The 25959-nt window shown below is 71.1% G+C and carries 25 protein-coding genes; 9 read left to right on the top strand and 16 right to left on the bottom strand.

Features of this window, described 5'->3' with window-relative positions; translation table 11 throughout:
- Positions 1-156: 156 nt before the first annotated feature.
- On the top strand, positions 157-2466 hold the full coding sequence (locus tag ASF23_RS15395) for an MDR family MFS transporter (RefSeq protein WP_055955665.1): 2310 nt from the start codon (positions 157-159) through the stop codon (positions 2464-2466).
- A 135-nt stretch (positions 2467-2601) separates the two neighbouring features.
- Positions 2602-3027 carry a hypothetical protein gene (locus ASF23_RS15390; RefSeq protein ID WP_055955662.1) on the top strand — a complete coding sequence of 142 codons (426 nt, stop codon included), beginning with the start codon at positions 2602-2604 and terminating at the stop codon, positions 3025-3027.
- A gap of 199 nt (positions 3028-3226) precedes the next feature.
- Here the strand turns inward: ASF23_RS15390 and ASF23_RS15385 are convergent, their stop codons facing one another.
- The gene (locus ASF23_RS15385) at positions 3227-4111 is read right to left on the bottom strand and encodes a DNA-methyltransferase (protein WP_055955660.1); all 885 of its coding nucleotides are present in this window, start codon (positions 4109-4111) and stop codon (positions 3227-3229) included.
- A 127-nt stretch (positions 4112-4238) separates the two neighbouring features.
- Here ASF23_RS15385 and ASF23_RS15380 point away from each other — a divergent pair, with 127 nt between their 5' ends.
- Positions 4239-4523: a GNAT family N-acetyltransferase gene (locus ASF23_RS15380; RefSeq protein ID WP_055955656.1), complete on the top strand. Its 285-nt coding sequence runs from the start codon at positions 4239-4241 to the stop codon at positions 4521-4523.
- Between the two features lie 21 nt (positions 4524-4544).
- Here ASF23_RS15380 and ASF23_RS15375 read toward each other — a convergent pair whose 3' ends face one another.
- The 4 genes from ASF23_RS15375 to ASF23_RS15360 form a co-directional block, all read right to left on the bottom strand.
- On the bottom strand, positions 4545-4874 hold the full coding sequence (locus ASF23_RS15375) for a hypothetical protein (RefSeq protein WP_156364560.1): 330 nt from the start codon (positions 4872-4874) through the stop codon (positions 4545-4547).
- 170 nt (positions 4875-5044) lie between these two features.
- Positions 5045-6094 carry a lipoate--protein ligase family protein gene (locus tag ASF23_RS15370; RefSeq protein ID WP_055955650.1) on the bottom strand — a complete coding sequence of 350 codons (1050 nt, stop codon included), beginning with the start codon at positions 6092-6094 and terminating at the stop codon, positions 5045-5047.
- A 144-nt stretch (positions 6095-6238) separates the two neighbouring features.
- Positions 6239-7198, bottom strand: a complete 960-nt coding sequence (locus ASF23_RS15365; protein WP_055955647.1) for a hypothetical protein — start codon at positions 7196-7198, stop codon at positions 6239-6241.
- Positions 7199-7413: 215 nt separating this feature from the next.
- The gene (locus ASF23_RS15360; protein WP_055955644.1) at positions 7414-8283 is read right to left on the bottom strand and encodes an alpha/beta fold hydrolase; all 870 of its coding nucleotides are present in this window, start codon (positions 8281-8283) and stop codon (positions 7414-7416) included.
- A gap of 258 nt (positions 8284-8541) precedes the next feature.
- Between ASF23_RS15360 and ASF23_RS15355 the strand changes: the two genes are divergently transcribed.
- Entirely contained in the window at positions 8542-9726 is a 1185-nt protein-coding gene (locus tag ASF23_RS15355) for an inorganic phosphate transporter (RefSeq protein WP_055955641.1), read from the top strand.
- Between the two features lies 1 nt (position 9727).
- The gene (locus tag ASF23_RS15350; RefSeq protein WP_055955638.1) at positions 9728-10006 is read left to right on the top strand and encodes a hypothetical protein; all 279 of its coding nucleotides are present in this window, start codon (positions 9728-9730) and stop codon (positions 10004-10006) included.
- 175 nt (positions 10007-10181) lie between these two features.
- Here the strand turns inward: ASF23_RS15350 and ASF23_RS15345 are convergent, their stop codons facing one another.
- Positions 10182-10934, bottom strand: coding sequence for an SDR family NAD(P)-dependent oxidoreductase (locus tag ASF23_RS15345; protein WP_055955634.1), 753 nt, complete (start codon positions 10932-10934; stop codon positions 10182-10184).
- 123 nt (positions 10935-11057) lie between these two features.
- On the opposite strand from ASF23_RS15345, the gene ASF23_RS15340 reads away from it, so the two are divergent.
- Both ASF23_RS15340 and ASF23_RS15335 read left to right on the top strand, forming a co-directional pair.
- The gene (locus ASF23_RS15340; protein WP_055955631.1) at positions 11058-11474 is read left to right on the top strand and encodes a MarR family winged helix-turn-helix transcriptional regulator; all 417 of its coding nucleotides are present in this window, start codon (positions 11058-11060) and stop codon (positions 11472-11474) included.
- Entirely contained in the window at positions 11471-12811 is a 1341-nt protein-coding gene (locus ASF23_RS15335; protein ID WP_055955628.1) for an MFS transporter, read from the top strand. The genes ASF23_RS15340 and ASF23_RS15335 overlap by 4 nt, the downstream gene beginning before the upstream one ends.
- 227 nt (positions 12812-13038) lie before the next feature.
- On the opposite strand, the gene ASF23_RS15330 is transcribed toward ASF23_RS15335, so the two are convergent.
- The 3 genes from ASF23_RS15330 to ASF23_RS15320 are packed head-to-tail and all read right to left on the bottom strand — an operon-like array spanning position 13039 to position 16575.
- Entirely contained in the window at positions 13039-13917 is an 879-nt protein-coding gene (locus ASF23_RS15330) for a transglutaminase family protein (RefSeq protein ID WP_055955625.1), read from the bottom strand.
- Positions 13918-13936: 19 nt separating this feature from the next.
- Positions 13937-14866 carry an alpha-E domain-containing protein gene (locus ASF23_RS15325; RefSeq protein WP_055955623.1) on the bottom strand — a complete coding sequence of 310 codons (930 nt, stop codon included), beginning with the start codon at positions 14864-14866 and terminating at the stop codon, positions 13937-13939.
- A complete protein-coding gene (locus ASF23_RS15320) occupies positions 14860-16575 on the bottom strand; it encodes a circularly permuted type 2 ATP-grasp protein (RefSeq protein ID WP_055955620.1) in 1716 nt (571 codons plus the stop codon). The genes ASF23_RS15325 and ASF23_RS15320 overlap by 7 nt, the downstream gene beginning before the upstream one ends.
- A 184-nt stretch (positions 16576-16759) precedes the next feature.
- Here ASF23_RS15320 and ASF23_RS15315 point away from each other — a divergent pair, with 184 nt between their 5' ends.
- A complete protein-coding gene (locus ASF23_RS15315) occupies positions 16760-17014 on the top strand; it encodes a hypothetical protein (protein ID WP_055955618.1) in 255 nt (84 codons plus the stop codon).
- A 186-nt stretch (positions 17015-17200) separates the two neighbouring features.
- Here the strand turns inward: ASF23_RS15315 and ASF23_RS15310 are convergent, their stop codons facing one another.
- The 6 genes from ASF23_RS15310 to ASF23_RS15285 form a co-directional block, all read right to left on the bottom strand.
- The gene (locus ASF23_RS15310; protein WP_162236778.1) at positions 17201-18061 is read right to left on the bottom strand and encodes an NAD(P)-dependent oxidoreductase; all 861 of its coding nucleotides are present in this window, start codon (positions 18059-18061) and stop codon (positions 17201-17203) included.
- Positions 18062-18125: 64 nt separating this feature from the next.
- Complete coding sequence (locus ASF23_RS15305) at positions 18126-18800, bottom strand: M23 family metallopeptidase (protein WP_055955615.1); 675 nt, start codon at positions 18798-18800, stop codon at positions 18126-18128.
- A gap of 100 nt (positions 18801-18900) precedes the next feature.
- Positions 18901-19377 carry a hypothetical protein gene (locus ASF23_RS18715; protein ID WP_055955612.1) on the bottom strand — a complete coding sequence of 159 codons (477 nt, stop codon included), beginning with the start codon at positions 19375-19377 and terminating at the stop codon, positions 18901-18903.
- A gap of 168 nt (positions 19378-19545) precedes the next feature.
- Positions 19546-20259: a lysophospholipid acyltransferase family protein gene (locus tag ASF23_RS15295; protein ID WP_082474229.1), complete on the bottom strand. Its 714-nt coding sequence runs from the start codon at positions 20257-20259 to the stop codon at positions 19546-19548.
- A gap of 197 nt (positions 20260-20456) precedes the next feature.
- A complete protein-coding gene (gene recQ / locus ASF23_RS15290; protein ID WP_055955610.1) occupies positions 20457-22337 on the bottom strand; it encodes a DNA helicase RecQ in 1881 nt (626 codons plus the stop codon).
- A gap of 62 nt (positions 22338-22399) precedes the next feature.
- Positions 22400-23476 carry a CPBP family intramembrane glutamic endopeptidase gene (locus ASF23_RS15285; RefSeq protein ID WP_156364559.1) on the bottom strand — a complete coding sequence of 359 codons (1077 nt, stop codon included), beginning with the start codon at positions 23474-23476 and terminating at the stop codon, positions 22400-22402.
- A 79-nt stretch (positions 23477-23555) separates the two neighbouring features.
- Between ASF23_RS15285 and ASF23_RS15280 the strand changes: the two genes are divergently transcribed.
- Complete coding sequence (locus tag ASF23_RS15280) at positions 23556-24503, top strand: EamA family transporter (RefSeq protein ID WP_162236777.1); 948 nt, start codon at positions 23556-23558, stop codon at positions 24501-24503.
- Between the two features lie 110 nt (positions 24504-24613).
- Here the strand turns inward: ASF23_RS15280 and ASF23_RS15275 are convergent.
- Positions 24614-25959 (bottom strand): DUF7507 domain-containing protein (locus tag ASF23_RS15275; RefSeq protein WP_156364558.1); only part of this gene is annotated, 1346 nt, incomplete at its 5' end.

Raw genomic sequence — 25959 nt, 5'->3', positions numbered from 1 at the left:
GAATACCCTTGCGGTCTCGCGACTTGTCACGACGGTTGCGGTAGATGTAACTTTGCACGCAACGCAATCTTTTCAGCCACCGTCGGCTGCGGCGGCAGGTTCCCCCCGGATCTCTCTTCCCGCTCGGCGACCGGCACCCAGACGGAGAACCTCCTCATGACACAGACCGCGACCGCGTCGGCTCGCTCCTCGGCGAACCCGACCACGTCATCGAACGCGGTGATGAGCCACAAGCAGATCCTGCTCGTCATCTACGGGCTGATGGCCGGCATGTTCCTCAGCTCGCTCGACCAGACCATCGTCGGCACGGCGATCCGGACCATCGGCGATGACCTGCACGGGCTCGATCAGCAGGCGTGGGTCACCACCGCGTACCTCATCGCGTCGACGATCATGACGCCGATCTACGGCAAGCTCTCCGACATCTTCGGCCGTCGTCCGCTGTTCATCATCGCGATCGCGATCTTCCTCGTCGGCTCGCTCCTGGCGACACTCTCCCAGTCGATGATCGAGCTCGCCGCCTTCCGGGCGATCCAGGGCCTCGGCGCCGGTGGCCTCATGTCACTGCCGCTCGCGATCATGGGCGACATGCTCGCGCCCCGCGAGCGTGCGAAGTACCAGGGGTACTTCCTCGCCGTCTTCGGCGTCTCGTCGGTCATCGGCCCGCTCATCGGTGGGTTTTTCGCCGGTGCGAGCTCGATCCTGTTCGTCACCGGATGGCGCTGGGTCTTCCTCGTCAACCTGCCGATCGGCGTCGCGGCGCTCATCATGGTGTTCACGTTCCTGCACCTGCCGAAGGTCGGCGAGAAGCGCAAGGTCCGCATCGACTACTGGGGCGCGTCGCTCGTCGTCATCACCCTCGCACCGCTGCTGCTCGTCGCCGAGCAGGGCCGCGACTGGGGCTGGACCTCGGTCGGCTCGTGGGCCTGCTACATCATCGGTGCCGTCGGCCTCGTGTCGTTCATCCTCGTCGAGCGCGCCATGAAGGACGACGCAATCATCCCGATGAAGCTGTTCCGCTCCCCCGTGTTCTCGATGTCCACCGTGCTCGGCGTCCTCGTCGGCTTCGGGATGTTCGGCGCACTCCTCACGCTGCCGCTCTACCTGCAGATCGTGAAGGGCCTCTCGCCGACCGAGTCCGGGTTCGCGACGCTCCCCATGGTCCTCGGCCTGATGATCGCCTCGATCGCCTCCGGCCAGATCATCTCGCGCACCGGCAAGTACCGGATCTTCCCGGTCACCGGCACCGCGATCACCTCCATCGGCTACGTCGTCCTGACGTTCATCACGGTCGACAAGCCCCTCTGGTTCCTGCTCATCGCGATGTTCTGCATCGGCCTCGGGCTCGGGCAGCTGATGCAGACGCTCACCCTCGCGTCGCAGAACTCGGTCGGCCCGCGTGACATCGGTGTGGCGACGAGCGCGTCGACGTTCTTCCGCCAGATCGGCGGAACGCTCGGCACGGCGATCCTGCTCTCGGTGCTGTTCGCGAGCATGCCCGCGAACATCTCCACCGCGATGCAGAACAAGGGCGACCTGGAGTCCGGGTTGAACGCGGCACTCACCCCGTCGGTGGCGAACGCCTCGAAGAACGCCGGCGTGATGCAGCAGATCTGGACGCCGGTCGTCAACCCGATCAAGAAGAACATCCAGGACGGTCTCGACCAGGCGGTCGCCACGGCCACCCAGGGTGTTCCGGATGCCGCTCGGTCGCAGGTGCTCGAGGCCGTCGCGAGCAAGGCGAACGCCTCGGTGAACGGCGACACGGTCTCGGTGGACTACTCGAACGCCGCGCAGCGCCGGAACGTCGTCGACGAGGTCGCCCCGAACATCATCAAGCAGCTCGAGAAGGGGTCCTCGAACGCCAGCGGGTCGACGTCCGACACGAGCGACACCTCGTTCCTGAACGGCGCGGATCCGCGACTGACGCGTGCGTTCCTCACCGGGTTCAACAACTCGGCGGTCGGCATCTACTACGTCGGTCTGGGCGTCCTGCTGCTGGCGTTCATCCTCACCTGGTTCTTCCGCACGCCGCCGCTCCGCAAGGTCTCGGCGCTGCAGGAGCAGGCGAACGACAAGCGCGACTCCGACGCGGCCTCGGCGTCGGCCACGGCCGATCGCCTGTCGGCCGACGCCGGGGCAGCAGCCGCGAACGCGGGAGCGCTCGTCGGGCCGGACACCGGGTCGATGCGGGCCGTCGCGCCGACCTCGCCCGACGTCTCGATCGACACCGGTGAGACACGGACCGCGCCTCGAGCTGCCACCCGGGCCCCGCTGAACGACGCTCCGACGCACGGCGCGCACTCGGCGGCGGCGATGATCGACTCACCGACGCAGGTGCACACCGACTCGGAGCAGCCGAAGCATGCCGCTGCGGTGCTCGAGGCCGAGCGCGATTCCGTCGCGGACAGCACCCCAGCGGCGGCGACGCCAGCCGACGAGCACCACGGCAAGCACAGCGCCTGACGCTCGACACGCAACGACGAACGCCCCGAGGACACCCTCGGGGCGTTCGTCGTTGCGGCAACAGTTCCTTCGTGTCCGGCAGTGCGGTAGACCAGAGTTCTGCATGTTGCATACACAACGACCGAAGGGAACCTCATGTCATCTGCCACCACCTCACTCGCCGGCCTCACCGCGGCTGCCCTGTTCGCGAGCATCGCCGTCCTCGGATCGGCGACCGCTGCCGGAGCGGCTCCGGCACGCCTCCCCGAATCGCCCGGCTGCATCGTGAACGACTTCGAGGCCGACCACACCACGGGCGTCGTCTGGTGGGACATCGCCTGCCAGGACCCGCGGTTCGTCCTGGTCGACGCGACGGCGTTCTCCGGCACTCCCGACGACCACACGATCGTCGACGAGCAGCAGCGGTTCGGCCGGGTCGACGCCGGCGAGACGTGGCACGGCGTCCTGGTCTTCGAGACGGACACCGTGCCGTCGATCGACCAGATCCGCGCGCAGGCCGTCTCGTTCGCGACCGAGGACCCGACGGAGTCGCCGGCCTTCCTCGGTCAGACGAACGGCTGACGCACGGCTGACGAACGGCTGACGAGGCACGCCTCACCGGTTCGGGACATCCCGCCCAGAGCGCACGACGGAGCGCAGGTGTCCCGAACCGGCCAGACGGCGATCCACGCGACCGAGGGGCCCGTCACCCCGCAGCGCGCCGACAGGCGCACGCCGATCCGCAGCGTGCATGATCTGCAGCCCGCGGGCCCCTCGAGGCTCAGACGGCCGGGGGCTCCACCGCCACGGCGCCGGGCTCGACCCGCTCGAACGACGCCCCGGGCAGCCGTCCGCGCATCACCGCGATCGCCGCCGGGTTGTCGTCCACCAGCACGAACCGCCGTCCGAGCGCGCCGGCCACCGCGCCGGTGGTCCCGCTCCCGGCGAAGAAGTCGAGCACCCAGTCCCCCTCACGCGAGGACGCCTGCACGATCCGCCGGAGTATCCCCTCGGGCTTCTGCGTCGGGTACCCGGTCTTCTCGTGCCCCGTTGGCGAGACGATCGTGTGCCACCAGACGTCGGTCGGGAGCTTGCCACGCTCGCGCTTCTCCGGCGTCACCAGCCCCGGCGCCATGTACGGCTCCCGATCGACGGCGTCCGAGTCGAAGAAGTAGCGCGACGGGTCCTTGACGTACACCAGGATCGTGTCGTGCTTCGTCGGCCAGCGGGTTCGGGACTTCGCGCCGTAGTCGTACGCCCAGACGATCTCGTTCAGGAACGACTCCCGCCCGAACAGCGCGTCGAGGAGCACCTTCGCGTAGTGCGACTCGCGGTAGTCGAGGTGCACGTAGAGCGTGCCGTCCGTCGCGAGGACCCGCCACGCCTCGACCAGTCGTGGCTCGAGGAAGGACCAGTAGTCCTCGAACCGGTCGTCGTACCGCATGAGGTCCCCGCGGATCCGCTCGTACGTCCGCCCCTGGAACCCGAGCACCGGCCCGTCGACGGCGCGGATCGCGGTGGAGCTCCTGCGCGTCTGCGTCCGCCCCGTGTTGAACGGGGGATCGAGGTACACGAGCGTGAACGACGCATCGGGGATGGTCGCGAGGACGTCGAGGTTGTCACCGTGGACGACCCGGTCGGGCACGAGGTCGGGGACGGGCTGCACCCGTTCATTGTGGCGTGGGCTCCAGCCGGGAGGCCCGCCCCGCGCCGCACAGGTCGGTCACCGTCGCGGTCCACGGGACACAGCGCCCTTCCAGGGCGAGGGATCGTCGCTGGCGTAGGTTCGCCGGATGAGCATCGACGTCCGGAACGACACCGACCAGAACCAGTACTCACTCGTCGAGGACGGGGCCGTCATCGGGCTCGCGGCCTACGAGTTGGGGGACGACGAGATCCGGTTCGTGCACACCGAGGTCGACCCGGAGCACCGCGGCGGCGGGCACGCCTCGATCCTCGTGCAGGCGGCACTCGACGACGTCCGCGCGAACTCGGAGCGGCGAGTGGTGCCCCAGTGCTCGTACGTGCGCGCCTGGATCGAGCGGCACCCGGATTACCAGGAGCTCATCGAGCGCTGAGCGGCGGCCGCTCCGCTGGACTCAGTAGCTGCGGTCGTGGGTGCCGATGCGTGCGGGTCCGCGGTCCTCGGTGCGGAGGCTCGGGATCCGGATGAGCACACGCCCACTCAGCAGGTCGTGGTCGTCATCGGCCGGGGTCGGAGCCGGCGCCGGGAGTGCGGTCTGACGCTCGAACTCCGCCTGGGTCTCCTGCCGCGTGGGCGCGAAGACCTCGTCCATCATCGAGATGACGCCCCCGGACGATCCCCCACGGTTCGCCTTGTTCGACAGGTCCACGACGCCGAGACGATCGAGCACCCACGTCACGACGACCGCCGCAGCCGCCACCCCCAGCAGGATCAACCAGTTCACGCTGATGAGGCTACGTGGCACCCGGCGGATACGGATCATCCGCACGGGTGATTCTCGCGATCGTCAGACGTCGTTCATCGACTCGGTCGACACACTCGATCCGCGGCGGTCGAGTTCCCCCAGCTCGGCCGTCGCACCGGGGCGAGCCGCCCGGCGCGAGCCGCCCGGGCTCAGGGGACGCGCTCGAGCCACTCCCTCGTCGCGAACTTCGTCTCGACCAGCTCCTGTGCCCGCTGCCGTTCGATGTCCGACACGTGCCCCTCGTGCGCTCCGTAGAGCCGCGTGAACGTGCCGATGAGTCGATCGATGATCTCGGCACGGGAGAGCCCCGTCTGCGAGCGGAGGGGGTCGACGCGCTTCGCGGCGGACACCGTGCCCTTGTCGCTCATCTTCTCGCGACCGATCCGGAGGACCTCCACCATCTTCTCGCCGTCCATGTCGTAGCTCAGGGTCGCGTGGTGGAGGATCGCGCCGGTCCCGAGCCGTTTCTGAGCCGCACCGCCGATCTTGCCCTTGGCCGAGGTGATGTCGTTGAGCGGTTGGTAGTACGCGTCGATGCCGAGGGACTTGAGTGCCTCGATCACCCACTCGTCGAGGTAGGCGTACGAATCCGCGAACGTCATGCCCTGCACGAGGTCGGCGGGGACGTAGAGGGAGTAGCTGATCACGGCACCGGCATCCATGAACATCGCGCCGCCACCCGAGATGCGCCGGACGACGTCGACGCCGTACTTCGCAGCACCGGCGGGGTCGACCTCGTTCTTCAGCGACTGGAAGCTCCCGATCACGACGGCCGGCTCGTCCCACTCCCAGATGCGGAGCGTCGGACCACGGCGGCCGGCCCCGACCTCCTCGGTGAGGACCTGGTCGAGCGCCAGGTGCTCGTTGGGCGGGATCGGGCCCTCGTGGACGACCTCCCAGTCGTGGTCGCGCCAGCTGCTCGCCCGCGCGAGGGACCGGCGGACCGCGACCCCGACGGCCTCGGGGGTGAACCCGAGGAGGACCGCTCCCTCGGGGAGGGCGCCCCGGACAGCGGCGGCGACCCCCGCGGCGTCGGTGTCCGCCCGCAGCCCGTTCACGGCGGCGTCGATGAGCGGGAGTGCATCGTCCGGCTCGAGGAAGAAGTCGCCCGCGAGGTGGAAGTCCTGGATCACCCCGTCCACGAGCTCGAGGTCGACGACGACCAGCTTGCCTCCTGGGACCTTGTACTCACCGTGCACGCGCCCAGCCTAGGCCGGTCCGCCGGACCCGGCCCGTCCCTCCAGTCCGCCCCCGGCCCAGCCCGCCCGCGGCCCCGGCGAGGCGTCCCATCTGCGCCCTCTCGCCGAGCGAGGCGTCCCATCTGCGCCCTCTCGCCGCGAGCGTCACGACCGAATGGCAACGAGCCGACCGTTCCGACGACGCTCCTCGAGGTGATCGCCCCGACCGACACGACTGTCCACGACGTCCGACAACCTGCGCCGCACCGTGTCGGAGCGTCGCGCGAGATCGTCCTGCGTCATCTGGAAGACCCGCCATCCGGCGTCTTCGAAGCCCCTCCTTCGCGCGATGTCGTTCCGGAACACCCTGCGGTCCGTGCGGTGGTGATCGCCTTCGTACTCGAGCGTCACCATCGCGCGGACGAAGACCAGGTCGGGCCGCCCCAGGAACACACCCCGGTCGTACACCTCCACGTTCAGCTCGACCTCCTGCGCAAGTGCTGCCGGGAGCCAGAGTCGGGCTTCGGTCTCCTTCGGTGATTCGGAACCGGCGCGGACGAGCCCGACGGCATCCCTCGCTCGTTCGACCCCGCGCGCACCCGCAGCCTCGGTGACGACGGTGCGGAGGCGGACCAGGTCGGTCACCGTGCCGGTCCCGTTGCCGACCAGTGCGTCACCGGCGACGACCAGTTCGCGGACTGACAGCTCGCGCGCTGCGTGCAGCCACGCGAGCTCGGCGGACTCGACCGGGAGCCCGCCCCGCATGAGGATCGTGACCGGTCCCGACGTGTGGCCGACGACACCGGGCCGTCGGGTGCGGATCGTGGGTCGGATGCTCGTCACGTGGAGGGGGCCGTTCTCCGTGAGCCGTCTGGGCAGCGGTGCGCCCCAGATCGCGAGAGCCGTCACGGAGCTGAAGTATCGATGGGGTCCGAGTGCAGGGACCAGCCCACGAGCCCGTCCGGGGATCGAGTCCGACGTCCCAGCGGGCACCCGCACGCCGTGGTGCGGTGCTTCGAGGAGGGGACTGCCGAGCTGCGTCCGTGTCATGCCGAAGCGTCGAGCCGTCGTCGTGTCGAACGCCCGGTTGCGGAGGGCTTGAGGCACAGGTCCGTTCGCGGTCATGTGTCGATGGTCGCGCCTCGTCGGTGTCCGTGGTGGGCCTCGGCCGCAGCTGTGGACAACCGGTCAGGCAGGCGGCACCGAGGCGTCTCATCTGCGACCGCTCGGGAGACGAGGAGTCTCGAATGAGACCTCTCGACGGGCGGACGAGGGACTCGACGGGACGGACACGCACGCACGCACGCACGGGATCCGCGCCCAGAGCCCCGACCGCGACCTCAGCCGGGGAACCGCGCGTCGAGCCACCCCGTCAGGTCCCCGACCACCTCGGCCCGGTTCGTCTCGTTGTAGATCTCGTGCCGGGCCCCGTCGTAGACCTCGACCGTCACGTCGGACAGCCCACCCCGCCCCCGGTAGGCCCGTGCGAGCCGGGCGATGGACCGCGGACCGCCGAGCGGATCGTCCCCGCCGACCTGCAGCAGCATCGGCAGGTCGTGCGGGATCCCCCGACGCGGCACCCCGAGCAGCCGGAGCGTGTCCGCGAGTCCGAACAGGCCGATGACGTCGGCCTCGACCGCGAGGGGATCCGCAGCGAGCAGCTCGATCTGCGCCCGGTCCCGCGTCAGCCACTCGAACTTCGTCGGCCCGAGCGACGCGTGCCGCCTGTTGAGGTCACCGCCCCGCATGGACCCCGGCACCCGGTACGCCGAACCCGACAGCACCACGCCGTCGTACGCCTCGCTGTGCGTGTTGACGATCCGTTGCGCCATGAGCGATCCCCACGAGTGCCCGAGCAGCACGAGCGGCACGCCGGGATCGTCGGAACGCGCGACCGCGGACATCATCCGCACGGCGTCGATCGCGGCTCGGAGGCCACCAGGACCGAGGTGCCCGAGCTGCGACCGGTCGTCACCGTACTGTCGCATCCCGGTCCGGCCGTGGCCACGGTGGTCGTTCGCGTACACGGTGTACCCGGCGCGGACGAGGTCCTCGGCGAGCGGTGCGTAGCGCAGTCCGTGCTCGCCGACGCCGTGTGCGATCTGCACGACGGCCCGCGGGCGCGCGGCGCGCCAGGTCGAGTAGACGATCTCGACGCCGTGCGCGTCGACGAACGAGGAGTCCCCTCGGGCGGCGGAGAAGGTCGGCACGCGGCCATCCTGACAGTCCGGCCGCCGCCCGGCAATCGATCGGACCGGCGGACGGGAGGCACGGGTGGCGACGAGCGCGACCGTCGCCACCCGTGCCTCCCGTCCTCGCGCGCTTGTTCACCCGCCGTTCACCCGCGGGGTCCCACCGCGGGCCTAGCGTTGCGCTCGTCCGGCCCCGAGCCGGCACCCGAGCCGGGTCGGCGCCCGCGCCGGCACGGGAGCTGGGCCGGCGCCCGAGCCGGCACGAGTGGAGGCAGCATGAGCGTGTTCGTCATCGTGGTCCTCGTGATCGTCGTGGCACTGGTCTTCGACTTCACGAACGGGTTCCACGACACCGCCAACGCGATGGCCACGTCCGTCGCGACCGGGGCCCTGAAGCCCCGCACCGCAGTGCTCATCTCAGCCGTCCTGAACCTGGTCGGGGCGTTCCTCTCGACCGAGGTCGCGAGCACCGTCTCGCAGGGCATCATCAAGGAGGGCGGCGGCGGCGTGCAGATCACGCCGACGATGATCTTCGCCGGCCTCGTCGGCGCGGTGCTCTGGAACCTCGCGACCTGGTACTTCGGCCTCCCGTCGAGCTCGACGCACGCCCTGTTCGGCGGCCTCATCGGCGCGGCCATCATCGGCTCCGGCTTCGCCTCGGTGTCCTGGACGACCGTGCTGTCGAAGATCGTCCTCCCCGCGCTGTTCTCGCCGGTCATCGCGGGCGTGATCGCTCTCGTGGCCACGTACCTGGCCTACCGGATGACCCGCAACGCGACGACGCACGGCGCAGCGACGGGCTTCCGGCACGGGCAGACGATCTCCGCCTCGCTCGTCTCGCTGGCGCACGGCACGAACGACGCGCAGAAGACGATGGGTGTCATCACGCTGACCCTCATCGCCGCGGGGTACCAGAAGTCCGGCACCGGCCCCGACCTCTGGGTGATCCTGGCGTGCGGGTTGGCGATCGGTCTCGGCACCTACCTCGGCGGCTGGCGGATCATGCAGACGGTCGGCAAGCGCATCTCGGACGTGCAGTCCCCGCAGGGGTTCGCAGCCGAGACCTCGAGCGCCGCGACGATCCTCATCTCGAGTCACCTCGGCTTCGCGCTCTCCACGACGCACGTCACGAGCGGCTCGGTCATCGGCTCCGGTCTCGGCAAGAAGCTCGCCGACGTGCACTGGAACGTCGTGAGCCGCATCGTCGTGGCGTGGGTCGTCACCCTGCCGGCAGCAGCCCTCGTCGGTGGCCTCGCGACCTGGATCGCGTCCGGGTCCACCCTCGGCCTGGTCGTCGTCGCGGTCCTCGCGCTCGCGGCCGGCCTGACCTTCTGGTGGCTGTCGCGCCGGAAGCCGATCACGGGCGCGGACGTCGCGGCCCAGGACGACGAGCGCGAGCCCGTCGGAGCAGGAGCGGCCGGCGCAGCAGCGTCGTCCGGAACCGCGGGACAGGAGCGCTGACATGGACGGGTTCTCGATCGACTGGGGCGCCATCGCCGAGGTCTTCTTCGTCGGCTTCGTCGCCGCCGTCGGACTCGTGGTGGTCTACACGCTCGGGCTCCGACTCCTCGGAGCGGGGCAGCCGGCGGACGCGAACGGCGAGCACACGCAGTACTCCGAGGAGACCGCGCGCACCGGGAAGACACCGCCCGTCGCACTCGCCGGTGCGGGGCTCTGCTTCGCGGTGGGGGCCGCCGCCGTGCTGTTCGGCATCTGGCTGACGATCCCGCAGTTCCACTGACGCGGGCGCGGCCGGGCCGCGAGCAGACGGACTGGAGGCCCGGATCACGCGAGCGCATCGGCGCACCTGATCCGGGCCTCCAGTCCGTCTCCGCGCGGCGCGCGGCACCGCACGAACGGGCGGGTCGAGGCACCGCGTACTACCCGAACGTGCGGGGTGACCCTCGCGCTCCGACTCAGTGCGCGGAGTACCCGCCGTCGACCAGGTGGTAGCTGCCGCTGATGAACGACGCCCGGTCGGAGAGCAGGAAGAGCACGAGCGCGGCGACCTCGGCGTCGGTGCCGAGCCGTCCGGACGCGTGCTGGTGCTCGAGCGCGGTGAGCTCGTCCGAGCTCATGGAGGAGCGGACCAGCGGCGTGTCGATGAAGCCCGGTCCGACGGCGTTCGTCCGGACACCCTTGGCGGTGTACTCGAGCGCCGCGACCTTGGTGAGACCGACGAGCGCGTGCTTCGCGGCGACGTACGCGGCGTTGTTCGCGATGCCGACCGAGCCGAGGACCGAGCTCATGTTGACGATCGATCCCCCACCGGCGGCGAGGATCGCGGGGATCTCGTAGCGCAGGCCGTAGAAGACGCCGTCGAGGTCGACCGAGCGCACCCGGTCCCACGCGGCGACGTCGTACTCGCCGATCGGGGCCGGCGCGGCGCCGATGCCGGCGTTGTTCACCGCGAGGTGCAGCGCGCCGTAGGTGTCGACCGCGAACTGGACGGCCCGCTCGTTGTCCGACGCGACGCTCGAGTTCTGCTCGAACGCGCTGGCGGTCCCGCCCGCGGCCGTGATCTCGTCGACGACCCGTCGCGCTGCGTCGAGCTTGATGTCGGTGACGACGACCGACGCACCCTCTGTTGCGAGCTCCTTGGCGATGGCCTCGCCGATGCCGCTCCCGCCGCCGGTGACGATGGCGACCCTGCCTCCGAATTCGGACACGATGACTTCTTCCTGTCGATGGCTCGGCAACACGTGTTGCCAATTGACGGGAACGATACACCCGCATGGAAGATTCCCGTTCGGACGACATCGTTCACCAAACTAATTTGTTAGGCTAACGATGTGTCCGACTCCCTGCCCACCGACCTGCGGATCGCCGTCAACCGGCTCTCCCGCACGCTCCGAAACCAGAAGGCCGACACCGCCGTCACCGATGCGCAGTTCGCCGCGCTCGCCCAGCTCCACCGGCACGGGCCGATGACGCTCGCCGCGCTGAGCGAGGTCGAGGGCGTCACGCCGCCGTCGATGACCAAGACCGTCAACGGCCTGCTCGCCCGGAGCCTGGTCGCCAAGACCGAGCACGAGGTCGACAAGCGAAAGGTCGTGCTCACCGCGACGGAGGCCGGGAGCGCGTTCGTGCTCGAGACCCGACGCCGCCGCGACGGCTGGCTGGCACCGCGCCTGGCAGCACTGAGCGCCCGAGAGCGCACCACGCTCGCCGACGCCACCGAGATCATGAGGAGCCTCGCCCAACAGTGACAGCCATGTTCCGGTCCCTCTCGGGACGCAACTACCGCATCTGGTTCGCCGGCGCCCTCGTCTCCAACGTCGGCACGTGGATGCAGCGCACCGCCCAGGACTGGATCGTCCTGACGCAGCTCACCCACGAGAGCGCGGTCGCCGTCGGTGTGACCATGGCCCTGCAGTTCGGCCCGCAGCTCGTCCTGCTCCCCTGGACCGGCCTCGTCGCCGACCGCTTCGACCGGCGCCGGATGCTCATGCTGACGCAGACGCTCATGGGGCTGCTCGGCATGGGGCTCGCGATCGTCGTGCTGACCGGGGACGCGAACCTCTGGAACGTGTACGGCTTCGCGCTCGCCCTCGGCATCGTCGCCGCGTTCGACGCCCCCGTGCGCCAGGCGTTCGTGTCCGACGTCGTGACGGGCGAGCACGTCGCGAACGCCGTCGCCCTGAACTCCGCCTCGTTCAACGCCGCGCGGCTGATCGGCCCCGCGGTGGCCGGGGTGCTCATCACCGTGGTCGGCACGGGCTGGGTGTTCTTCATCAACGCGCTGACGTTCGCGGCCGTGCTCATCGCGCTGAAGTACGTCGATCCGGCGCAGCTCGGGCAACGGGTCAGGGCACCGCGCGAGAAGGGCCAGATCCAGGAGGGCTTCCGCTACGTCCGGAACCGCCCGGACATCGTCGTGATCCTCTGCATGATCTTCGTCGTCGGGACCTTCGGGGTGAACTTCCCGATCTTCACCTCCACCATGGCGCGCGTCGAGTTCCATCGCGGCGCCAGCGAGTTCGGGCTGCTCAACACCGTGATGGCGGTCGGCTCGGTGGCCGGAGCGCTGCTCTCCGCCCGTCGCGAGAAGCCCAGGATGGGGCTGCTCGTCCTCGCGTCCGCCGGGTTCGGAGCCGCGTGCGCGGTGGCCGCCGTGATGCCGACCTACTGGTCGTTCGCCGCGGTCCTGACCCTGGTCGGGCTGTGCTCGCTGACCTTCATGACGACCGCGAACGCCATCGTGCAGACCACCACCGCCCCGGCGATGCGCGGGCGGGTGATGGCGCTGTACATGGCGATCTTCGCGGGCGGCACCCCGATCGGCGCACCGATCGTCGGCTGGGTGGCCGATGCGTTCGGGCCGCGCTGGGCACTCGGTGTCGGGGCGCTGTCCGGGTTCGTCGCACTGGCGATCGCGATCGTGTGGCTGGTCCACTGGGAGCACGTGCGGCTCCGGTACGAGCCGGACAGCCGCCTGCACGTCGCGATCACGCACGCGATCCCGGTCGTCGGTTCGGCGGAGTCCCGCGATGAGATCCGCACGGACCTGGAGCGCGACGAGGTGGTCGCGAACCGCACCCGCTGACGCGGCCACCGCCGGACGGGAGGGACGGTGCGGGCTGGCACCGCGCCTCCCGTCCGCCGCGGTGCGGCTCCGTTGCGGACGGGAGGGACGGTGCGGGCTGGCACCGCGCCTCCCGTCCGCCGCGGTGCGGGTCAGTCGCTTTGCCCGGAAAGCGACCGATCCACGCGGGATCTGCCGCGATCTCGTCGTTCTGGCGGGAAAGCGACAGCCCGCGCCGCCGGGGCCGGTCAGGACTCGCGGGTCAGTTCCACGCTGACGAACAGCTCGGCGGACCCCGCACCCGCGTACACCCCGCGGAGCGGCGGCACGTCGGTGTAGTCCCTCCCGCGGCCGACCACCACGTGCCGGTCCCCGATCGGGATGCCGTTCGTCGGGTCGAAGCCGGTCCAGCAGCCGACGAACCGGTCGTCGTCGTCGGCGGCCGCGTCCGTGAGCCACTCGACCCACGCGTGCGACTCCCCGAGCACGGTCTCCCCCACGGCCGCCGACGGTCGCGGGTGCAGGTAGCCGGACACGTACCGCGCCGGCACGTCGATCGACCGGAGCGCGGCGATGGTGACGTGCGCGATGTCCTGGCAGACGCCGGCCCCGGCCTCCCACGCATGCACCGCCGTGCTCCGCACCGACGTCACACCCTGCCGGTACTCCATCCGCTCGCCGATCTCGGTCGCGATCGCGAGCGCCGCCTCGGCCGGCGAACGGTGTCGGTCCCTGATGCGCTCAGCCAGGGCGACGAGGTCCGCGGACGCCGTCGTCGACGGTGTCGGGCGGAGCTGCTCGACGAACGCGGTGGCGGTGGCGGCGAGACGTGCGAGCCCCGCGGCGTCGATCGGTCGCGACGGCTGCGGACGCTCCCCGACCTCGACCACGCTCGTCGCCGTGAGGGACAGCTGACGGTGCGGCCCGAGCACCTCGAAGGACGCGACGCGGGTGCCCCAGTAGTCGGTGTACTCGTGCGACACCGCGACGGGCTCCACCCGGAGGCGTGCGGAGAGCACGACCTGGGCGTCCTCGTGCACCGGGAGCATCCGTGCCTCGTTGTAGGACGCGGAGACCTCGCCGGGGTACGAGAACCCGGTGACGTGCCGCACACGGAGCCGCGTCATGAGCGTTCCCCGACCGTCGTCACGAGCGCTCTCCGACCCACGTGGGTGCCGCGTTCGACGGGAAGTACCGCGCGCGGATCGCCTCGGACGCGTCGCTCGTGGCACGCTGCACCTGCTCCATCCGCGCCGTGAGGTCGTCGAGGATCCCCTCGGTCGACGAGAACTCCAGGTCGGCACGGACCTGGCCGAGCAGCCGTTGGGCGAGGTCGGGACCGGCGAGGCGCTCGGACGGGGGTTCGACGTCGCGGAGGCACTGCTCGGCACGGCTGATCGAGAAGAGCACCGAGCGCGGGAACAACCGGTCGAGGAGCAGGAACTCCGCCGCGTTCCTGGCCGACGGGACGCCGCGGTGGGTCCGGAGGTACGGCTCGTACGCCCCGCACGAGCGCAGGATGGTCGTCCACGACGGTCCCGACACCTCGGTCAACGCTCGGGTCGCCAGGAGCCGTGCGGTCATGTCGGCCCGTTCGATCGACCGGCCGAGCGTGAAGAAGCTCCACACCTCGTCGCGGCTCGTCGCGGACTCGATGATGCCGACGGCGAGCGCCGACCGTTCCCGTACCCACGCGAAGAACTCGTGCACCTTGTCCTCGGCGACCTTCCGCGGCATCCGGGCGCGCGTGGTGTTGAGGCACTCCCAGAGCTCCGTCGACACGATCTCCCGCGCGCGCCGGGCGTTCTCGCGGGCGGCACCGAGGGAGTACGCGATCGAGGCGGCGTTGTGCCGGTCGACCGCGAGCATGCCGAGGACGTCGGCCCTGGTGAGCTGGCGGTCGTCAGGGGCGGCCGAGCCCATCACGCCGAGGAGGCTCCGGCAGGCGACGTCCTCCTCGATCCACGGATCCTCGAGGAGGAGCTGGAGGTGGACGTCGAGGATCCTCGCCGTGCCGTCGGACCGTTCGATGTACCGACCGATCCAGAAGATGCTCTCGGCGATCCTGCTCAGCACGGGGGTGCCCCTTCCGGGTGCGGTTCGGGCAGCGCGCGACGTGCGCGCGACTGCTGCTGTTGCTGCTGCTGGTGGCCCCGGCCGGGCGGCCCGATCGCGTCGACGTCGACGTCCACGGGCGCCGCCTGCACCCCGACCAGCTCCGGGGCACCGAGCGGCAGGGCGACCTGCCCGTCCGGCGACGGCGACGACGACGGCCCACCGAGGACCCAGGTGTCCTTCGACCCACCGCCCTGGCTCGAGTTCACGACGAGCTGCCCCTCGGGGAGCGCGACCCGGGTCAGACCGCCGGGGAGCACCCACACGTCGTCGCCGTCGTGCACCGCGAACGGTCGGAGGTCGGCGTGCCGGGGTCGCAGTCCGCCGTCGCAGAGGGTCGGGATCGTGGACAGCTGCACGACGGGCTGGGCGATCCACCCGCGCGGGTCGGCGACGAGCGTCCGGCGGAGTGCGTCGAGCTCGGCGCGCGACGCCTGCGGGCCGATGCAGAGCCCCGCGCCGCCGGACCCGTTCACCGGCTTCACGACGAGCTCGTCGAGGCGGTCGAGCACCTCGGCGAGCGAGTCCGGGTCCTCGAGCCGCCACGTGTCGACGTTCGGCAGCAGCGGCTCCTCGCCGAGGTAGTACCGGATGAGCGCCGGCAGGTAGGTGTACACGAGCTTGTCGTCCGCGATCCCGTTCCCGACGGCGTTCGCGATCGTGACGGTGCCGAGCCTCGCGGCGAGCAGGATCCCCGGCGACCCGAGGACACTGTCGGCACGGAACACCAGCGGGTCGAGGAACTCGTCGTCCACGCGGCGGTAGATCACGTCGACGCGTTCGGGGCCCTTCGTCGTGTGCATGAACACCCGGCCGCCGGCGCAGAACAGGTCACGTCCCTCGACGAGCTCGACGCCCATCAGCCGCGCGAGCAGGGTGTGCTCGTAGTACGCCGAGTTGAACACCCCGGGGGTGAGGACCACCACGGTCGGCTCGTCGACCCCGGGCGGCGCGGTCTTCCGGAGGGCGCGGAGCAGCCGGTTCGGGTACTCCCCCACCGGGCGGATCCGCATGCTCTGGAACAGCTCGGGCAGGGTCTGCGCCATCACCCGGCGGTTCGAGATGACGTAGCTCACCCCGGACGGCACCCGCACGTTGTCCTCGAGCACCCGCCACACGCCGAGTTCGTCACGGATCAGGTCGATCCCGGCCACGTGCACGCGGACACCGCCCACCGGGTCGATCCCCGCGACCTCCCGGTGGAACTCGGGACTCGAGGAGATCACCTGCGCCGGGACGACACCGTCGCGCACCGCCTCCTGCGGTCCGTACACGTCCGCGAGGAACGCCTCGAGCGCCCGCACCCGCTGGACGACGCCGGACTCGATGCCCGCCCACTCCTGCTGCCCGACCACCCGCGGGACGGGGTCGATCGGGAACGGCCGTTCCTCGCCCGCGAAGTCGAACGTGACGCCCTGCGCCAGGTAGGAGTCGGCGAGCGCTCCGGTCCGCCCGCGGAGCTCCTCCTGCGTCATCCGGGCGAGCGCCGCGTGGACCTCGCCGTACACCGGCCGGACGTCACGGTCACCGACGGGTCCGCGCCCGACGGGTCCGCCCCCGATCGCACCGCGGAGTCCTCCGGCGCCCCTGGCGAACATCTCGTCCCAGGCATCCGGGCTGCGTCGGCGGAGCCGCGCCGTCCCCGCGTACCCGTCGAACAGATCGCCCATGGGGAGAACCTAACGAGCGCGCGTTGCCGGGGTGTTTCCGCGCGGGGTCCCCGGTGTTGCCGGATGTGCGGAGTGTCCGGCGAACGGGCCGCCCGCTCCTCGCGCGCCCCCTCGGTGCCGGTGCCAGGACGGTGCTCGTGTCCACCCGGTGCTGGCATCCACCCGGCGGCGGTATCGTCGCGGCATGCCCGATGAACCCGCGGACGCGACGCCGCACGCGGAGCACGCGTCGCCGCACCCGGAGCGCGCGACGCCGCACCCGGAGGACGGGATGCCGCACGCCGAACTCGACGCACGGGCACGGGCGGACGCCGCCATCCGTCGCATCGCCGCGGGTGGGGACCCCGGCCGCGAGGCGTTCGACCTGGCGAACGAGTTCACCGACGAGTCGGTGTCACGGATCCGCGCGACCCTCGCGCGCTGGTTCCGGCGCGGCTGAGACGGTCCTGCGAGTCACCGGACGTCGTGCTGCGGCGTGCCGGACGGGAGGCGCGGTGCCAGGCCGACCCGTCCCTCCAGTCCGTCCGTTGGACCGTCCGCCCGTCCGCCCGTCCGCCCGTCCGGCGACACGACACGACACGACACGACCGTCGGGCCGGCGGCCGGGAATCGGACAGCTGCTCCGTCAGGCCGACGGCCGGAACGCCGTGACGACGGCGGCGATGTCCTCGTTCCCGTGACCGTCCGCGCTCGCGGACCCGTAGACGGCCGCCAGGGCGTCGAGGAGCGTCGTCGACATGCCCGACGCGGACGCCGCATCGACCATCAGGCGGATGTCCTTGCGGAGTCCGTCGAGGGCGAACTGCGGCGCGAATGAGTCCTCGTTCATCGCCGCGCCCTTGGTGTGCGCGTAGGGCGAGTCCGAGGCCGTGCCGTCGATCGCCTCGAGGAAGAGCGACGGATCGAGCCCGAGTGTCTGCGCGAGGGTCAGCGACTGGGCAGTGGCAGCCGTGATCGACGCGATCCAGGCGTTCGCCGCGAGCTTCAGGGCGCTCCCGGCTCCGACCTCGGGACCCGCGACGACCGTCTTCACGGCGATCGCCTCGAACACCGGCCGGACAGCGTCGATCGTCGTCGACGGTCCCGCGGCGAGGAGGGTCAGCTTGCCCTGTTCCGCCGGGCCCTTCGTCCCGAGCATCATCGCCTCGATGAGTGTGATCCCGTACTTGCCGGCGAGCTGAACGACGGTCGCGGTGCCCTCGAGGCCGATCGTCGACGCCTGGACCCAGATCGCGGACTCGGGGGCTTCGCCGGCCGCGTGCTCGAGGACGTCGATCACCGCGTCCACGTCGAACAGCGTGAGGAGGACTGCCTCCGCGTGCTCGACGGCGTCGGCCGCGGTCTCGGCGACCGTCGCGCCCGCGTCGCCGAGGGGCGCTGCCCGCTCGGAGCTCCGGTTCCAGACCGTCACCTCGTGCCCTGCTCGCAGCAGGGACCCGGCGACGCCGGCACCCATCGCGCCCGTTCCCAGCACCGTCACACGCATGCGTTCTCCTCGATCGACCGTGGGGACGCGCACCGCGTCCACGTCCGATCCACGCTAGTCCGGGCTAGGCGATGCCGCGGACCCGCAGCCACGGCACGGGGTCGATCGCGCGGCCGTCGATGATGACCTCGAAGTGCAGGTGCGACCCCGTCGACACCCCGGTGCTCCCGACAGCACCGAGCCGCGTGCCCGCCTGGACCTGCTGGCCGGTACGGACATCGATGGCGGACATGTGGCCGTAGCGCGTCTGGAGTCCGTTCGCGTGCCGGACGAGCACCATGTTGCCGTAGCCACCGCTCGGGCCGGCGGTGACGACGACGCCGTCGAGCACGGAAACGATCGCGGTGCCCGTCGGTGCGGCGAAGTCGGTGCCCTGGTGCGACGTCGAGCACGCCGAACACCCGCGCACTGAACGCCCGCCGAAGTTGCCCTGGTCAGGGATCGAGCCGTCCACCGGTCGGACCGCCGGACGGGTCCTGGCGGGCAGCGTCACCGCGAAGTCGTTGCGGTCGACGGAGGACAGTTGCCCGGCACCGATCGACCCGCCGCGGATGGCCTGTGCGGCCGGCGTCGGTGCGGACTCGATCCGCTCGCTCCCCGGAACCGCGACGGCGGCCTGCGGGGAGGCGACCGTCACGACGAGGCACGCGGAGACGGCGATGGCGAGGGATGCACCCGACCGGACGGTGCTGCGGCTCGGGCTGAACCATGCTGCACCCCGGGTCAGCGCCGTCGTCACGGAGGGGCGGGAGCTCCAGCCGGCCGAGCGTCTGCCACGCTCGCGCCGCTCGGAGGTCGCGGGCTCGTGACGGAGGTCGGAGGACGGGAGGCTCCGGTGCCTAGGCACCCGGGATCTCGAGGTCGCGGTCGATCCGGTCGAGCTCGTCGGCGATGGTGTCGACCACGAGCTGGGTGATGCGGTCGCCCAGCACCTCCACCACCGCGCGACGACGGTCGATGGTCCCGAGCTCCTGCTCGATGCTGTCGACCACGCGACGGATGAGGATGTCGCCGATCGCGGCGACGACCTCGCGATCCTGTCCGGCGACCCTGACGGTCGAGACGCTGTGATCGGCGAGGTCGAACGTGCGACGGGCATCCGGGCATCCGATGGCTGCAGGGATCGCGTCGATCACCGCGACGAGGGCCGGCGGGACGATCCGCGCAGCTCCAACGGGTTCGGCGTCCGGGGCGGACTTCGGGACGGCGGTCAGCCTGGCGACCGGCCGTGCCGAGTACCCCGTGGGGACGATCGGCGGCACGACGGACCGCTCGGCACGGCGGGCGATGGAGTCGAAGAGCGGTGTGGTGGTCATGGCGGATCCTTCTGATCAAGTCTGTGGTTCGGGGAGGGCTTCGGACTGCCCATGACCGATGCTACATACTTGATATTCCAGATGCAAGATGTTTGTCGATGAATCTGGGGCGATCTCGTTCCACGAGCACCGGACACGTCCACGTGCGTCGGGGACGTGCGCCGAGCGTCAGCCGCGCTCCTCGTGCGGCAGCAGTCGCTTCACCCGCTCCACCAGCGAGGTCGCCGGCGGGTTGTTGTACGTGCCCGCGAGCTCCTGTCCGCTCAGCGCCTGGATCGCCGTCATGACCGCGTCCGTCGCATGGCGTCGCGCCCGCCCGGACGAGGCGTCACCGAACGAGGACAGGTCCATCGGTGCGCCGAACTCGATCCTCACCCTGGCGAGCTTCGGCACGCGTGAGCCCACGGGTTGGACGTCCTCACTGCCGGTGATCGCGACCGGGACGACCGGTGCACCACTCGTCATCGCGAGCCACGCCACCCCCGTCTTGCCCCGGTACAGCCGGCCGTCGAGCGAGCGGGTGCCCTCGGGGTAGATCGCGAACGCCCCACCGGCCTGCAGGCGCTCGAGCCCCAGGTCGAGCGCCTGCTGGGCCGCCGCACCCGCGCCCCGTTCGACCGCGATCGCACCGATCCCGGTGAAGAACCCACGCGAGATCGCACCCTTGACTCCCGTGCCCGTGAAGTAGTCGCTCTTCGCGAGGAACGACACCTGGCGGGGTGCGACGAGGGTGATCGCGGGGCTGTCGATGAACGAGCGGTGGTTGCTCGCGAGGATCACCGGACCGCGCTTCGGCACGTTCCGGCGACCCACGACCTCAGGGCGCCAGAGGCCCCTGGCGAGCGGTGCGATGAACGCACGGCTGAGCGAGGTCGTGATCATGGTGGTGTTCCTCCTGTCGTCCGGACCATCCGTGGCCCGGCGTGGAGAACGAGTGTAGTGAGGCGCTCCTGAGGTCCATGCCCGCGGCGGCATGGACCCGACGAACCGCTGCGCAGCGCCGTCACGCAGCCGCTGCGCCGTCAAGCAGCCGCTGCGCCGTCAAGCAGCCGCTGCGCCGTCAAGCAGCCGCTGCGCCGTCAAGCGGCCGCTGCGACGACCTCGAGCACGAGCTCGCCGTAGGTCTCGAGCTTGGCGGCACCGACCCCGCTGACCTCGGCCAGCTGTTCGATCGAGTCCGGTCTCGTGGCGGCGATGCCCCGCAGGGTCGCGTCGCTGAACACCACGTACGCCGGCACGCTCCGTTCCTTGGCCTGGGTGCTCCGCCAGACGCGCAGCGCCTCGAACAGCGGGACCGCCTCGGTCGGCATGTCCGGCTGCGCGGCGGCCCGACGTGTTGCCCGTGCCGGACGGGAGGCACGGATCGGCTCCCGTCGCATCCGCACGCTGGTCCGCCCACCGAGCACGTCGGCACTCGTCGGGCTGAGCACGAGCGTGCCGTAGCCGTCGCCGGCGACCGCGACGAACCCCTGGGCGAGGAGCTGCCGCACGACGGCACGCCACTCCTGCTCACCGAGGTCGGCGCCGATGCCGAAGGTGCTCAGGGCGTCGTGCCCGAGCTCGGCGACACGGGGAGAGCGCTTGCCGACCAGGATGTCGACGAGGTGCCCCGCGCCGTAGCGCTGTCGGTGTTCGCGCTCGAGCCGGACGATCGTGGAGAGGAGCTTCTGTGCGGGGACCGTGCCGTCCCAGGCCTCGGGCGGAGCGATGCAGGTGTCGCAGTTGCCACACGCCGTGGACTCCCGGCCACCGGGCGCGAACTCCTGCCCGAAGTACGCCAGGAGCCGCACGCGACGGCACTCGATGGTCTCGCAGAGGGCGAGCATGGCGTCGAGGTGGGCGCTCAGCTGCCGTCGGTGCGCGGCGTCTCCGTCCGACTGGTCGATCATCCGGCGCTGCTGCACGACGTCGTTCAGCCCGTAGGCCAGCCACGCGGTTGACGGCAGACCGTCACGACCCGCACGACCGGTCTCCTGGTAATAGCCCTCGACCGACTTCGGCAGGTCGAGGTGGGCCACGAACCGGACGTCCGGCTTGTCGATGCCCATGCCGAACGCGATCGTGGCGACCATCACGATGCCGTCCTCGCGCAGGAACCGGGACTGGTTCCGCGCGCGGATCCCGGCGTCGAGACCCGCGTGGTACGGCAGGGCCGCGATCCCCTGGTCGGCGAGGGCCGCCGCGGTCCGCTCGACCGAGTTCCTGGACAGGCAGTAGACGATCCCGGCATCCCCGGCGTGCTCGGTGCGGATGAACTTGAGGAGCTGCTGGAGAGCCGCGGCCTTCGGCTCGATCCGGTACTGGATGTTCGGACGATCGAAGTCGGCCACGAAGTGTGCGGCGTCGTCGAGCCCGAGCCGGGCGGAGATCTCGCGGTGCGTCTGGGGGGTCGCCGTCGCGGTGAGCGCGATCCGCGGGATGGTCGGCCAGCGCTCGTGCAGGACACTCAGCTCGAGGTAGTCCGGCCGGAAGTCGTGCCCCCACTGCGCGACGCAGTGTGCCTCGTCGATCGCGAACAGGCTGACGGTCGCCCGGTCGAGCAGCGCGCGTGTCGACTCGAGCTTCAGCCGCTCGGGCGCGAGGTAGAGCATGTCGACCTGCCCCGCGAGGACCGCCTGCTCGACGCGACGTCGCTCGTCGGGACCCTGGGTGGAGTTCAGGAACTCCGCGCGGACACCGTTCGCCGCGAGGGCGTCCACCTGGTCCTGCATGAGCGCGATGAGCGGCGAGACGACGACCCCGATGCCGCTGCGGACGAGTGCCGGCACCTGGTAGCAGAGGGACTTGCCGCCGCCGGTCGGCATGAGCACGAGCGCGTCGCCGCCCTGCACGACCTGGTCGATGATCGCCGCCTGCTGCCCGCGGAAGGCGTCGTACCCGAACACACGGTGCAGGACGTCGAGCGCAGCGGGTGCCGCGCCGGTGGTGGCCGGAGCAGGTGTGTCGACGGGCGTGCTCATGCCACGAGCCTACGGGTGGGCACCGACCCCGTGGTCCCGCCGCGGAGATCTGTGGAGAGCGCTCAGGAGGTGTGGATCGAGGCCTCGCCCGCGCGCGGGACCGGCGAACCGGAGGCCGGTCCACTGAGTGCGGGAGCCGCCTCCCATCCGTCCGACGCGGAGTCCGCCCACGGCGGGACCGTCCCGGTGAACCGGGGCGCCTCGGTCCCCGGCCGCCGGCGTTCGAGGTGCGTCCACCTGGCCATGCCCTCGACCATCAGCCAGTAGAGCCCGAGCGTGACGATCGTCACGGCGGCGCCCTGCCAACTCCCGTTGCTCGACGACGTGTCGACCTTCGACCACCCGGGAGCCTGCAGCACGAAGATGACGGTGTTGTTGAGGGCGTGCGCGAGGATGCCCGCCTCGAGGCCACCGGTCCGCCAGACCAGGAGCGCCGAGATGAGGCCGAACGAGCCGACGTCCACGATGCCCCAGATGTTGTAGCCGTTCGGCACGTGCAGGACGGCGAACACCAGGGTCGAGACGCCGATGCCCACCCACGGGGTCCGGATCCACGACCCGATCATCTGCATGAGGAACCCGCGGAAGATGTACTCCTCGGCCGCCGCCTGGAACGGCACGAGCAGGATCACCATGACGATCGTGATGACGAGCGTCTGCATCGTGACGGTGGACTGGCCGATCGCCGCGTGGTTCCAGGCGAGTCCCCCGCCGGACACCGAGAAGGTCCCCCACGACTGGATCCCGACCGTGATGATCGCGAGCACCAGGAGCGGCAGGAGGCACTTCGCCATCCACCCCCAGCGGAGCCGGAGCCGGATCGACGAGAGCTGCCCGTACGGGCCGAGTCGAGCGAGCTTGACCGACCACATGATCGCCGGCAGCAGCAGGATCAGCGACACGAGCGTAAGCGCGAGGACCACCGGGTCCGTCGACGAGAGTGCGTCGTCCTGGAGCTCGCGCGCGAACTTCGACAGGCCGGCCGCCCCGGAGGTCGCAAGGATGGGCACGAAGAAGCCGATCGCGATGAGGACCTGGCTGACCAGGTACAGCCCCGCGAAGATCGCCAGCGCGACGAGCGGACGCCACCAGCGGTGTCGAGGACTGACCCGGAAGAGGCGGTGGTAGGGAACGCTCACGGTCGGAGCGTACCGGGGTGCGACGCGGAGCACCTGAACCAGTTCGGGGCACGCGGGTGCGCACGGCAGGATGGACCGCGTGCTCACCGTCGTCCTCGGACTCGCCGGCGCGGTCGTCTACGGCTTCGCGGACTTCCTCGGCGGCCTCGCGGCCCGCCGCATCCGTGCCATCACCGTCACCGCACTCGCAGCGGTCGTCGGCATCGTGCCGCTCCTCGTCGGTCTCGCCGTGGTGCCGAGCGCGTTCTCCGCGTCCGCGCTGACCTGGGGACTCGTCGGCGGTGCGTGCGGGGCCCTCGGGGTCCTGCTGCTCTACGCGGCACTCGCGGTCGGCCCGATGAGCGTGCTGTCACCGCTCACCGCCGTGTTCTCCGCGATCGTCCCGGTCGCGGTCGGCCTGGCTCGCGGCGTCCCCCTGTCGCCGCTCGGGGTCGTTGCCGTGGTCGTCGCCGTCCTCGCGGTGGTGCTCGTCGCGGCGGTACGGGACACCTCCGGAGCACGTCTGACGGTGCGCGGCGTGCTCAGCGCCGCCGTCGCCGGGTCGGCCTTCGGCGGGCTCGTCCTGGCCTTCAACGAGACGCCCGCGTCGTCCGGCGTGGCACCGCTCGTGGTCGCGCGGGTCGTGCAGGCGGTGCTGATGGGCGGTGCGGCGGCCGCCACGTGGATGCTCGCGCGACGCCGGGGGCGGCCGGGAGGCACGGCAGACCCCGTGACGTCGGCCGCTGTTGCGGGGTCTGCCGCGCCTCCAGACCGTGTCGCGGGGATCCATCCGAGGTGGGCCCCAGCGCTCGTGGTGACCGTCGTGCTCTGCGGGATCTGCGATGCCGGCGCCAACGTGTTCATCCAGGCGGGACTGCACTCGAGTACCGACCCGTCGACGCTCCCGACCATGAGCGTGCTCAACGCGCTCTACCCCATCGGCACCGTCGTGCTCGCCGGCATCGTGCTCCGGGAGCGCCTGACGCGCGTGCAGCTCGCGGGCATCGTGCTGGCGGTGGCCGCGTCGGTCGGGCTCGCGCTGTCGTGACGGCGGTCCGGCCCGGACGGTCGACGCCGGACGAGAGGATGCCCGTCGAGCCGGAGGATGCCCGTCGAGCCGCTGCATCCAGCGGTTCGACGGGCATCCGGTGGTTCAGCTCAGGCGCGGTGCCGGGATGCGGTGCCGGCCGTGCGACGCCGGAGGACCAGCAGCAGGCCGCCGAGGAGCACCATGGCCAGGGCTCCCGCTGCCGGGAGGACCACCTCGGCACCGGTGAACGCGAGCACCTTCGGAGCCGGCGCGACGACGATCTCGGCGGATCCGGCGGCGAGCTGGATGTACTCGCCCGTGTGGGTCACGGCACGGCCGCCGACGCGCACGGTCGTGGTGCCCTCGCGCATCGCGTCGAGGGTGAAGGAGCACGACGCCGTCGCGTTCGGCGCGAGCCGGCCCGACCCGCACGCGAGCGGCTGCGGGAGCACGTCGCTGCGGAGCTCGACCGACCGGAGCGTCTTCCCGCCGGTGTTCGTCACCGTGGCGCGGACCTCCACCGATCCACCGACCTGCGGGTGCTCGGTCATGACCTCGAGCTCGACCTCGGCACGGGCGGTGTCGATGCCGGCGATGTCGCGCTCCGCCGCCGGGAACTCGTAGGCGGAACCGTTCGGCGTCGTGGCACCGGCACTGACCGTCATGGAGATCACACCCGCGTCGACGTCCTCCTGGGTCGGCGTGACGACGAGTGTGCCGTGCACCGACTGACCAGGCGCGAGGTCGAGGGACACCGTTCCGGATGTCTCCGGCCGGACCGGGTCCGTCGGGTCGATGGTCAGCGTGCCGACGGTCGTGACGGGCCGCACGTCGTGCAGGGTCACGTTGCCGGAGTTGCTGAGGGTGACCGCCGTCGAGACGTCCTCGCCGAGACGGAAGGGATCGCTGGCGTCGACCTCCAGGAGACCGGCGGGAGCACTCGGAGCCTCGTCGTGCATCTCGACCTCGTCGATCGAGACGGCGGCGCCGGACGGCGAGACCGCGAGAGCCCCGATGACGGTCGACATCCCGCCGTTGTCGACGTCGGCCTGGTCGACGACGTGGACCGCGGCGCAGTCGACCGAGGCGCCGGGAGCGAGGGACACCGGCTCGCAGGCGAACCCGTCCGTGGTGCTGGCGCTGGTGCTCTGCAGCACCACGTCGTGGAGTGTCACCCGACCCGTGTTCTCGATCGTCGCGGTGTGCGTGACCTCGTCACCGACGGCGATCGCGGCACCGGCGTCCGACACGACCCGGAGTGTGGCGCTGGCGCGCTCGGCGCCGCGGTCGTCCTGCACCGTCGCGGTCGGGAAGGCCACCGCGRCATCCGACGGGCTCGTCGCCGTSGCGGACACGGACTGCACGATCGAGCCGTGGTCGACATCAGCCTGCGTGACCCGGTACGAGCCGGTGCACGTCGCATCCGCACCCGGCGCCAGCGTCGCGACCGAGCACGACGGCTTCGCCCCGAGGG

It is taken from the genome of Curtobacterium sp. Leaf261 (genome assembly GCF_001422205.1).
GTDB lineage: Bacteria > Actinomycetota > Actinomycetes > Actinomycetales > Microbacteriaceae > Curtobacterium.
This window is presented reverse-complemented; position numbering and strand designations above follow the sequence as displayed.

Excerpts from the sequence above, each read along its gene's own strand:
- ASF23_RS15365 (WP_055955647.1), bottom strand. The coding sequence starts at position 7,198 with ATGACCGCGAACGGACCTGTGCCTCAAGCCCTCCGCAACCGGGCGTTC.
- ASF23_RS15395 (WP_055955665.1), top strand. The coding sequence starts at position 157 with ATGACACAGACCGCGACCGCGTCGGCTCGCTCCTCGGCGAACCCGACC.
- ASF23_RS15315 (WP_055955618.1), top strand. The coding sequence starts at position 16,760 with ATGCCCGATGAACCCGCGGACGCGACGCCGCACGCGGAGCACGCGTCG.
- ASF23_RS15355 (WP_055955641.1), top strand. The coding sequence starts at position 8,542 with ATGAGCGTGTTCGTCATCGTGGTCCTCGTGATCGTCGTGGCACTGGTC.
- ASF23_RS15310 (WP_162236778.1), bottom strand. The coding sequence starts at position 18,061 with ATGCGTGTGACGGTGCTGGGAACGGGCGCGATGGGTGCCGGCGTCGCC.
- recQ (WP_055955610.1), bottom strand. The coding sequence starts at position 22,337 with ATGAGCACGCCCGTCGACACACCTGCTCCGGCCACCACCGGCGCGGCA.
- ASF23_RS15295 (WP_082474229.1), bottom strand. The coding sequence starts at position 20,259 with ATGATCACGACCTCGCTCAGCCGTGCGTTCATCGCACCGCTCGCCAGG.
- ASF23_RS18715 (WP_055955612.1), bottom strand. The coding sequence starts at position 19,377 with ATGACCACCACACCGCTCTTCGACTCCATCGCCCGCCGTGCCGAGCGG.
- ASF23_RS15330 (WP_055955625.1), bottom strand. The coding sequence starts at position 13,917 with ATGACGCGGCTCCGTGTGCGGCACGTCACCGGGTTCTCGTACCCCGGC.
- ASF23_RS15320 (WP_055955620.1), bottom strand. The coding sequence starts at position 16,575 with ATGGGCGATCTGTTCGACGGGTACGCGGGGACGGCGCGGCTCCGCCGA.
- ASF23_RS15380 (WP_055955656.1), top strand. The coding sequence starts at position 4,239 with ATGAGCATCGACGTCCGGAACGACACCGACCAGAACCAGTACTCACTC.
- ASF23_RS15390 (WP_055955662.1), top strand. The coding sequence starts at position 2,602 with ATGTCATCTGCCACCACCTCACTCGCCGGCCTCACCGCGGCTGCCCTG.
- ASF23_RS15350 (WP_055955638.1), top strand. The coding sequence starts at position 9,728 with ATGGACGGGTTCTCGATCGACTGGGGCGCCATCGCCGAGGTCTTCTTC.